Below are 9,664 nucleotides of genomic sequence, written 5' to 3'. Positions count from 1 at the left end.
TATTAGCTACCGTTTCCGGTAGTTATCCCGGTCCGAAGGGCAGGTTGCCTACGTGTTACTCACCCGTCCGCCGCTAATTCATTCAAAGAGCAAGCTCTCTGAATGAATCCGCTCGACTTGCATGTATTAGGCACGCCGCCAGCGTTCGTCCTGAGCCAGGATCAAACTCTCCATAAAAGGCTCGACCTTCGTCGAGCTGAACGTCCGAAAGACATCGATCTCGGCTGAGCCGATCCTTTCGGACGAACAAGTTCGTTTGACTTGCTCATAAGATGAATCTGACGAGATGTTACTCTCGATTAATACTCACTCGTTGTTCAGTTTTCAAAGATCAAACCATCTTCATTACCGATGTTCGTTCGCACCAGCAACTCTTATACTATATCACGTCCGACCGTTTTGTGCAAGCACTTTTTTTGATCTTGTTTCATTCGATTGAATCAGGATCAATCGGCCGGAATAAGAATATACCACGAATCGAAGTTACTTGGCAAGTGTTTATTTGAATTATTATTCGGCTGGCTTAAAACATAGAAAAAACCGCGGGCATACGCCCGCGGTCGATCGTTTCCTTCCGGTCTTATTGCTCTCCGCCTTTGTTCCGCATATGCGGGAACAGCAGTACGTCTCGGATCGAAGCAGCGTTGGTCAGCAGCATGACCAGACGGTCTACACCGATGCCGAGACCCCCGGTAGGCGGCATACCATGTTCCAGCGCCCGGATGAAGTCCTCGTCCATCTCATGCGCTTCGTCGTTGCCCTGCTCCTTCTCGCGGAGTTGGGCTTCAAACCGCTGCCGCTGGTCAATCGGATCGTTCAGCTCGCTGAACGCATTCGCATGCTCGCGGGCGACAATGAACAATTCAAAGCGATCCGTGAACCGCGGATCCTGGTCGTTTTTCTTCGCCAGAGGCGAGATTTCAACCGGATGTCCGGTAATAAAGGTCGGCTGAATCAGCGTCTCTTCTACAAAATGCTCGAAGAAGGCATTCAGAATATGACCGAACGTCATGTGCTTCTCTACCGGTACTTTGTGCTCCTTAGCCAGACGATGGGCTTCTTCATCCGACATCTGCACGCCGAAGTCAACACCGGTCACTTCCTTGACGGCCTCGACCATGGAGACGCGGCGCCACTGCGGAGTCAGGTCCACTTCATGGCCTTGATACTGGATCTTCTGCGTACCGAGGACATCCTGGGCGATATGGGCGATCAGGTTCTCGGTTAACTGCATAATGTCCTTGTAATCCGCATAGGCTTCATACAGCTCGATCATCGTGAACTCCGGGTTATGACGGGTCGAAATCCCTTCGTTCCGGTAGACGCGGCCGATCTCATACACTTTCTCCAGACCGCCTACAATCAGGCGCTTCAGATGCAGCTCAATGGCGATCCGCATGTACAACTGCATTTCCAGCGTATTGTGGAATGTAATGAACGGACGGGCTGCCGCTCCGCCGGCGATGGCATGCAGGGTCGGCGTCTCAACTTCCAGATAACCGAGCGAATCCAGATACCGGCGCATCGACTGGATGATCCGGGAACGCGTGATGAATGTCTGCTGAACTTCGGGATTGATAATCAGATCGACATAACGCTGGCGGTAGCGCAGCTCGACGTCCTGGAGTCCGTGATACTTATCCGGCAGCGGAAGCAGGGACTTGGAGAGCACCTCCAGATCTTCGACTTTGATGCTGGTCTCGCCGGTCTTGGTCTTGAAGACTTTGCCGGTAACGCCGATGATGTCGCCCAGATCCAGAATGCCAAACGCTTCATACTTGTCCGCCGGCACGCTGTCCTGACGAACATAAATCTGAATGCGGCCGCTGAGGTCCTGGATATGGGAGAAGCTCGCCTTGCCCATCTTCCGTTTGGCCATAATCCGGCCGGCTACGTGGACGGTTACGTCCAGCTCTTCCAGCTCCTCGTTGGTCATCCCGTCATATTGCGCCAAAATATCGCCCGCATGGTGAGTGCGCGCGTATTTTTTGCCGAACGGATCAATTCCCAGCGCTCGCAGCTCGTCCAGCTTGCCCCGGCGAATCCGCAGCAGCTCGCTCAGCTCCTCCTCCGGCTGGACCTGACTGTTGTTCATCTGTTCATTCATCTTCGATTCCATTCCCTTCTCCAACTGCTGTTCATATGAGTCCGCCAACGCAAGACAACCCCACCAGGCACGACTTGCTCCGAAACGATCGGGCACCTGGCGGGGAGCGACGCGGGTATTTGTGAGAAAAGGCTTCCCGGAGGAAGCCGCCTATTTCATTTGGATATCAATGATTTTGTATTGAATGACGCCTGCCGGTACGCTGACATCGACGACAGCGCCTTTCTTCTTGCCGATAATCGCCTTGCCTACCGGACTTTCATTGGAGATCTTGTTGTTCAGCGGGTCGGACTCCGCTGTACCGACGATAGTATATTCCATCGTGTCGCCGTACTCCATATCTTCCACGGTAACGGTAACCCCGATGCTGACCGTCTCCGTATCGATCTCGTCGCTGTTGATAATGCGGGCGTTGCGCAGCATCTTCTCGAGTGTAATAATCCGGCCTTCAATAAAAGCCTGCTCATTCTTGGCGTCCTCGTATTCCGAGTTCTCGCTGATGTCGCCGTAGCCGATCGCCACCTTGATCCGTTCCGCCACCTCGCGGCGCTTGACCGACTTAAGGTTCTCCAGCTCTTCTTCCAGACGCTTCAACCCGTCCGGGGTAAGAATAACTTCTTTATCGCTCATCTAACCGATTCTCCTGTCGTCTGCATAATGAAAAACACCATAACTATATGCGTATCCGGGGGGATCAGAACCCTCTTCCTGCGCTCTTGTATCGTATCTTCAAATTTATACTGTGAAATTATATGGGAACCGTTACAAAATGTCAATGACAGGGTGTAAAGCGTTCCCGCATCCACGGCAGCAGCAGATAAGGTCGGTCAGACGGCGGATAATCCGGATTCTTCATAGGTGGCGTACTCGACAAAATCACTCAAAATCCGCACCATTTCGTCGCGCTTCGTCTCTTCCATAATCAGGTCTTTGACGCGGGCAGCGCCTTTCAGACCTTTCAGGTACCAGGCCAAATGCTTGCGCATTTCTCGCACGGCGACCGCTTCTCCCTTGAGCGCGATCAGCCGGTCCATATGCAGAATGGCAACCTCGATCTTCTCCTGCGGCGACGGGTCGGGCAAAAGCTCGCCGGTGCTCAGATACTGCACCGTCCGGTACAGCATCCACGGATTGCCGAGCGCGCCCCGGCCAATCATAACGCCGTCGCAGCCGGTCTGATCCAGCATCGCCCGGGCATCCTGCGGCGTCTGCACATCACCGTTGCCGATGACCGGAATCGATACGGCCTCCTTGGCCTGGCGGATGTAGCTCCAGTCAGCATGGCCCGTGTAGAGCTGTTCCCGCGTGCGTCCGTGCACGCTGATGGCCTGGCCCCCGGCCCGTTCCACGGCGCGGGCATTCTCGACCACATAGATATGCTCGCTGTCCCAGCCGATCCGCATCTTGACGGTAACCGGCTTCTCGACGGCGTCGACAACGGCCGACACCATTTCGTAGATTTTGCCGGGGTCCAGCAGCCAGCGGGCACCGGCATCGCATTTGGTTACCTTAGGCACCGGGCATCCCATATTAATGTCAATAATGTCGGCGTTGGTCTCTTTGTCCACGACCTTGGCCGCCTCGACCAGCGACTGGCGGTCGCCGCCAAAGATTTGCAGACTGAGCGGCTTCTCCCGGTCATCGACGAACAGCATTTCCCGGGTTCGCTTGTTGCCGTGCATGATCGCTTTGTCGCTGACCATCTCGGCGCACACCAGACCGGTGCCGAACTCTTTGGCGATCAGGCGGAACGCCGGATTGCAGACGCCCGCCATGGGAGCCAGCACCACCTGATTCTTCAATTCAATATCGCCGATTCTCAGCATTGGGGTTCCCTTCCTTCTAGTTGGACGACCTATCGGACAGTTCTTCCGCAGTTATATCCAATACAGTCGCAATTTTATTTAAAATTTGTTCTTCAAGGCGCCGGTTGCCCCGCTCTACAGCGCCAAGCAGCGCCAGAGAAATACCGGCCCGATCGGCCAGTTCCTGTTGGGTATATCCCTTCAGCTTGCGGAATGAACGAACCCTCAGCCCCACACGCTTGGTGTCCACAGTTCCATTCCATCCTTTCCGTCCAGCCCTTGCAATGCTCCCTGCACCAGGGCACGCAGGCCGGTGGAATCGTCCCCCGGTACAATGTCCGCCAGCGGTACCATAACAAAGGCCCGTTCCCACATCCGCGGGTGCGGCAGCGACAACAGCGGCGTGTTCATGCGCCGCCCTTCCATCCACAGCAGGTCCAGATCGAGTGTTCGCGGACCATTGACAATCTGACGAACCCGGCCGAGCCGGTTCTCTGTTCTCAGCAGGGTCTTCAGCAGTTCTTCCGGCTCCAGCGGGGTCCGCAGGGCGGCCGCCATATTGAGGAAGCGGGGCTGGTCCAGGTAGCCGACGGGTTCGGTCTCATAGACCCCCGATGCCCGCAGCACGGTTAGACCCTCTTCGGCATCGAGCAGAGCCAGCGCCTCGCGCAGGGTCCCCAACCGGTCGCCCAAATTGGCCCCTAAAGCAATATAAGCCTCTGACGGCTCAGAGGTGGACAATGACTTCATCATGATTCTCGCTTTCTCGTTCTCCGCAGTTCTACGGTAACGCCTTCGAAATGAATGTCGAACGGCGGATGCGGCTTGGTCACTCCGACCAGGACCGCAGCAACTTCAGTATACGTGTCCAGCAGTACGGATGCAATACGTTCGCCCAGCGCCTCGATCAGCTTAAAGGACTCGTTCTCTACGATCGACCGGACCCGCTCATGAATTTCGGCGTAATTGATCGTCAGCTCCAATTGATCGGTCCGGCCTGCCGGAGCCAAATCCAGATCGAGTTCCAGGTCTACATAGAAGCGCTGGCCCAGACGGCGCTCCTCTTCAAATACGCCGTGACGGCCGTAGTATTCCATGCGGTGCAGCTTCATTTTATCCAAGTTAAGTCGGCTCCCTTCCTGCTGTTCCCCTGTCTCTTCAGTGAATCTCCGGCCGGCCGGCATACAGCATCGCGTCGCACATGGCCACCGTCCGTTTGATCTGCCGCACATCATGAACGCGCACAATCTGGCAGCCTTGGGCAATGCCGAAGGCCACGGTGGCAGCCGTTCCCTCCACGACATCATCTGCCGGAAGGTCCAGGACGGTGCGGATGAACTTTTTGCGGGAAGTGCCCAGCAGCATCGGATAACCGAGCGCTCCCAGCGCGTCCAGCTTCGTCATGGCCTGCAGATTCTCCTCATAATTCTTGGCAAAGCCGATACCGGGGTCCAGAATGATGCGGTCGGGTTGAACCCCCGCGTCCAGCGCAAGCGTAATGCTCTCAGCCAGATCCGTCTTCATATCGGTCTCCAGATCGGTATAGTTCCGGTCCTTGCGGTTATGCGTCAAAATAATCGGGCAGCCCGCCTCGGCGGCCACCCGCGCCATCCCTTCGTCGGCCTTACAGCCCCATACATCGTTGATGATATGGGCCCCCGCCGCCAGCGCCTGCCGGGCAACTTCCGCTTTGTACGTATCCACCGACAGCGGAAGATGCGGAGCCGCCCGGTGAATTCGCTCCACAACCGGGATAACCCGCCTTAATTCCTCTTCCAAATCCACCGGCTCATGCCCCGGACGTGTCGATTCGCCGCCAATATCAATGATATCCGCTCCTTCTCCCGCCAGCCGAAGCGCCTGCTCCACCGCCAGATCAGGGTGGTCCCACAGTCCGCCGTCCGAGAAGGAATCGGGGGTTACATTCAGTATTCCCATAAGGAGGGTTCGCGTTCCCAGCTTAATCCGGGCCTGCCCCATTCTATAATCGCGTGCATATAGGTTCGGTCTCATGGCTTCTCTCCCGTCTCAAGGTTGTATCTTCGCTGCAGTTCAAGCGTGATGGGCCCGGGTGCGCCCCGGCCGATTGCCTTCCGTGTGCCGCCTGTCCATACGCCGGTAACCGGCGTAATTCCCTGCACCGACCCGGTTATGAACATCTCCTCCGCCATCATCAAATATTCGGCATCATATAATCCGGTCTCTGCCTCGATCCCGGCCTGCCCGGCCAGCTCCAGCACCATTTCCCGGGTAATGCCCGGTAGGATGCCGGCGGATACATCCGGCGTATAGAGCTTCCCCTCCCGGACCCAGAACACATTGCTGACCACTCCCTCCGCCACATGGCCGCCTTGGGTAAGCATCAGCCCTTCGGCTCCCGAAGAGGAGGCGGGATGGAGATTCAGTTCCCTTTTGCCGAGAATGCTGTTCATATAATGAAGGCTTTTCCGTCGGACAGGGGCCTCGGGGGTATTGCGCACCGTATGAAGCAGCACGGCGTCCCGCACCGGGACCGCCGGCGGGAGCGCCTTGGCGAACAGCACCCGGTTGGGATTACGGTAATCGCCGGAAGGCAGGCCGAGCAAATCCTCACCGGCGGTCACGGTATACCGGATATAGGCCTCCTCCAAGCCGTTGGCAGCCATGAGGCTCGCGATCCATTCTGCCAGTTGCCCGGCACCTCCCTGGTACGGAATTCCCAACTCGCGGCAGCCCGCCTCCAGACGCTTCAGATGGCGCTCCAGCAGAAAAGGCTTGCCCTTATAGGTGCGGAACGTCTCGAACAAGCCCATCCCGTACAAAAAGCCGTGATCCCTGACGGACACCACGGCCTCTTCAGCGGCGCAGACCGCGCCGTTCAAGCCTATAAAATTCATGCCGGCTCTCCGGCCGTACGCTTCAGGAAATTGCGCAGCATCGTATGCCCGTGATCGGTAACAATCGACTCCGGATGGAACTGAACGCCTTCGATCGGATATTCTTTGTGGCGCAGCCCCATGATTTCGCCTTCCGCCGTCTCTGCGGTAATCTCCAGGCAATCCGGCAGGCTCTCCCGCTCGACGATCAGCGAATGATAGCGGGTAGCCGTGAACGGCGATTCCATCCCTTCAAAAACGGACTCGCCGCGGTGAAGAATCGGCGAAGTCTTGCCGTGCATCAGCCTTGGGGCCCGGATGACCTTCCCGCCAAAAGCCTGTCCGATCGCCTGGTGGCCCAAGCAGACGCCGAAGATCGGAATCCGGCCTTTGAAATGCCGGATCAGATCGAGGCTGATACCGGCCTCGGTCGGCGTGCACGGTCCAGGCGAGATCAGGATGTGATCCGGCGCGAGCCGCTCGATCTCCTCCAAGGTGATCCCGTCGTTGCGGAACACCCGGACTTCCTGATTCAACTCGCCCAAATACTGCACGAGATTATAGGTAAATGAATCGTAGTTGTCGATGACCAGGATCATGCGCTTATCTCTCCTTCTTGTCCGCCGCTTAAGCATTTGTCCGTATACCCCTATTAAATTCCATAACGCTGCTGCAGTCAATCCAGTCCGGCGGAATCCGGTTTGCCTGTCAGTATACGGCATGGGACATGCTTTTGGGAACCCCGCGCAGCAATTTCCTTCCCATGCCATTCCCAAGCCTTTCCCATGCCTCCCCAAGCAAAAGCCCCTGCCGCCCATTGGCGGTCAGGGGCTTGCAAAGCCGTTCGGCAGCCGGAGATCCGGCCGCCACGGCGATAGCAGCAGTCTTAAGCTTCGAAGTTATACAGCGGCGTGCTGAGGTAGCGTTCGCCGTTGCTTGGAACGATGGCGACCACACGCTTGCCGGCGCCCAGTTCCTTAGCGACCTTAATCGCGGCAAAGATGGCAGCGCCGGAGGAAATACCGGACAAAATGCCTTCTTCCTTGGCAACGCGGCGAGCCGTCTCAAAGGCCTCGTCATTCTCGACATGAATAATCTCGTCGTAGACATTCTGGTTGAGAATATCCGGGATGAAGTTGGCGCCGATCCCCTGAATCTTGTGCGGGCCCGGCTTGCCGCCGGCCAGAATCGGCGAGGCTGCCGGTTCTACCGCATAGATCTTGATGTCCGGATAGTTCTCCTTCAGCACTTCACCCGCACCGGTAATGGTGCCGCCCGTTCCGATCCCCGCTACGAATGCATCAAGCTTGCCGTCCAGCGATTCGATCGCTTCCACGATTTCCGGTCCGGTAGTCTCCCGGTGAATCTTCAGGTTCGCCGGATTCTTGAACTGTTCGGCGATGAAATAGTCCGGGTTCTCCGCCAGAATCTGCTCCGCTTTCTTAACCGCACCGTTCATGCCTTCCGATCCCGGCGTCAGCACCAGCTCGGCGCCGTAAGCGCGCAGCAGGTTGCGGCGCTCAAGGCTCATCGTCTCAGGCATAACGATGATCACCTTGTAGCCCTTGGCCGCGGCTACCAGAGCGAGTCCGATTCCCGTATTCCCGGAGGTGGCTTCCACAATGGTGGCGCCCGGCTTCAGGCGGCCCGCCTTTTCTGCTTCTTCCACGATGCTGATCGCGATACGGTCCTTGACGCTGGAGCCGGGGTTCTGGTATTCCAGCTTCACATAAACTTCGGCAGCGCCTTCCGGCACCACACGGTTCAGGCGAACCAGGGGCGTGCCCCCGATCAGTTCCGTTACGCTGTTGACCACCTTGGCTGAAGACGAGCGTGTTACGTTGGACATAATCAAAAACCTCCTTGAAGGAATATGGGATCGTCTAACCGCTAACCTGCCGACGCTATTTCCGACTAAATCGGTAGGTTTTACTTTACCCTCATCTTATCAATCCTGATCGTCCTTGTCAACCGTCAGATCGGCACCGTATTTCTTTCTCAGCTCCGCTTCTGCATCGGCCAGCGCCGGCGCCTGTTCAAGCGCCAGTTCCTGACGAATCTGCCGGCGAATCTCCTCGTCCCCGAGCGTCTTCGGAACGGTGATATGATCGGTGCGGATGACCGCGAACCCGTCGTCCAGCGCCAGCGGACCCGCCATATCTCCGGGGTTCAGCGTCAGCGCTGTCTTCAGCAATTCCTTGGGCCAGAACGGGTCGTCCTCTTCAATCGTGCCCATTCGGCCGCCGTTCTGTCTGCTGTCCGGGTCGGTCGATAATTCCCGGGCCAGCGTCTCGAAATCCTCTCCCCGGTCGAGCCGGTTCAACACGTCTTCGGCGGCTGCATAATCATCCAGCTTAATCAGACTCAGCTCGATCTGCCGCTTCGGCCGGAACCGGTCCGCATTCTCCTGGAGATAATCCTCAATCTCCTGATCCGACACCACGATACCGGATGTTGCAACGGCCTGAAGCAGAAGCCGATAGCGGGTATCGGACCGAACTTCCTCCCGGGTCAGGCCCAGTTCACTTTTCATCTGCTGATAATACTGCTCTTCGGAGCCATATCCGGCCGCCGTCTGCCGCAGTTCCTGATCCACCTCTGCCTCGGATACTTCTACTCCCAGACGCTGTGCCTCCTGCTCGACTGCAATCCGGTTAACCATAGACAGCAGCACCTCGCTGCCATACCTGCGCCGAAGCTCATTCTGCCACTCCGCCTGCGTGATCCCGGTCCCGGCGACCCGGGCAACCACCTGGTTCCCGCCGCCGTCCGGCTCCTTCTGTCCGCTTCGCATCCACTCCCGGCCGAGCAGCGCTCCCAGCAGCAGCGCAACGACGGACAGGGCTGCCACCGCCTTGCGGAGCGCCCGTTCCTGTCTGGTCATTTCCCCGCACTCC

General features: G+C 57.3%; 11 protein-coding genes and 1 rRNA gene. All 12 read right to left on the bottom strand.

The window, feature by feature from the left end:
- Positions 1-177: ribosomal RNA gene (locus RBI05_RS17145) — 16S ribosomal RNA — on the bottom strand; the annotation flags it as partial.
- A 403-nt stretch (positions 178-580) separates the two neighbouring features.
- On the bottom strand, positions 581-2,107 hold the full coding sequence (gene lysS / locus RBI05_RS17140) for a lysine--tRNA ligase (protein ID WP_150458686.1): 1,527 nt from the start codon (positions 2,105-2,107) through the stop codon (positions 581-583).
- A 150-nt stretch (positions 2,108-2,257) separates the two neighbouring features.
- The gene (greA, locus tag RBI05_RS17135) at positions 2,258-2,737 is read right to left on the bottom strand and encodes a transcription elongation factor GreA (protein WP_150458680.1); all 480 of its coding nucleotides are present in this window, start codon (positions 2,735-2,737) and stop codon (positions 2,258-2,260) included.
- Between the two features lie 197 nt (positions 2,738-2,934).
- Positions 2,935-3,933: a tRNA dihydrouridine synthase DusB gene (gene dusB / locus RBI05_RS17130; protein WP_150458679.1), complete on the bottom strand. Its 999-nt coding sequence runs from the start codon at positions 3,931-3,933 to the stop codon at positions 2,935-2,937.
- 16 nt (positions 3,934-3,949) lie between these two features.
- Entirely contained in the window at positions 3,950-4,162 is a 213-nt protein-coding gene (locus tag RBI05_RS17125) for a helix-turn-helix domain-containing protein (protein ID WP_310551946.1), read from the bottom strand.
- On the bottom strand, positions 4,138-4,662 hold the full coding sequence (gene folK / locus RBI05_RS17120; protein WP_310551949.1) for a 2-amino-4-hydroxy-6-hydroxymethyldihydropteridine diphosphokinase: 525 nt from the start codon (positions 4,660-4,662) through the stop codon (positions 4,138-4,140). Before folK ends, RBI05_RS17125 begins: the two co-directional genes overlap by 25 nt.
- Positions 4,662-5,033 (bottom strand): dihydroneopterin aldolase, encoded by a 372-nt coding sequence (gene folB, locus RBI05_RS17115; RefSeq protein WP_150458677.1) that lies wholly within the window; start codon positions 5,031-5,033, stop codon positions 4,662-4,664. The genes folK and folB overlap by 1 nt, the downstream gene beginning before the upstream one ends.
- A gap of 37 nt (positions 5,034-5,070) precedes the next feature.
- Entirely contained in the window at positions 5,071-5,925 is an 855-nt protein-coding gene (gene folP / locus RBI05_RS17110; RefSeq protein ID WP_310551945.1) for a dihydropteroate synthase, read from the bottom strand.
- Positions 5,922-6,788, bottom strand: coding sequence for an aminotransferase class IV (locus RBI05_RS17105; protein WP_310551944.1), 867 nt, complete (start codon positions 6,786-6,788; stop codon positions 5,922-5,924). The genes folP and RBI05_RS17105 overlap by 4 nt, the downstream gene beginning before the upstream one ends.
- Positions 6,785-7,366, bottom strand: a complete 582-nt coding sequence (gene pabA, locus RBI05_RS17100) for an aminodeoxychorismate/anthranilate synthase component II (RefSeq protein ID WP_310551943.1) — start codon at positions 7,364-7,366, stop codon at positions 6,785-6,787. Before pabA ends, RBI05_RS17105 begins: the two co-directional genes overlap by 4 nt.
- Positions 7,367-7,653: 287 nt before the next feature.
- On the bottom strand, positions 7,654-8,616 hold the full coding sequence (gene cysK / locus RBI05_RS17095; protein ID WP_150458673.1) for a cysteine synthase A: 963 nt from the start codon (positions 8,614-8,616) through the stop codon (positions 7,654-7,656).
- A gap of 99 nt (positions 8,617-8,715) precedes the next feature.
- On the bottom strand, positions 8,716-9,651 hold the full coding sequence (locus tag RBI05_RS17090; RefSeq protein WP_310551942.1) for a SurA N-terminal domain-containing protein: 936 nt from the start codon (positions 9,649-9,651) through the stop codon (positions 8,716-8,718).
- Between the last annotated feature and the right edge of the window lie 13 nt (positions 9,652-9,664).

This window comes from Paenibacillus glufosinatiresistens, from assembly GCF_031470375.1.
GTDB lineage: Bacteria > Bacillota > Bacilli > Paenibacillales > Paenibacillaceae > Paenibacillus_AQ > Paenibacillus_AQ glufosinatiresistens.
This window is presented reverse-complemented; position numbering and strand designations above follow the sequence as displayed.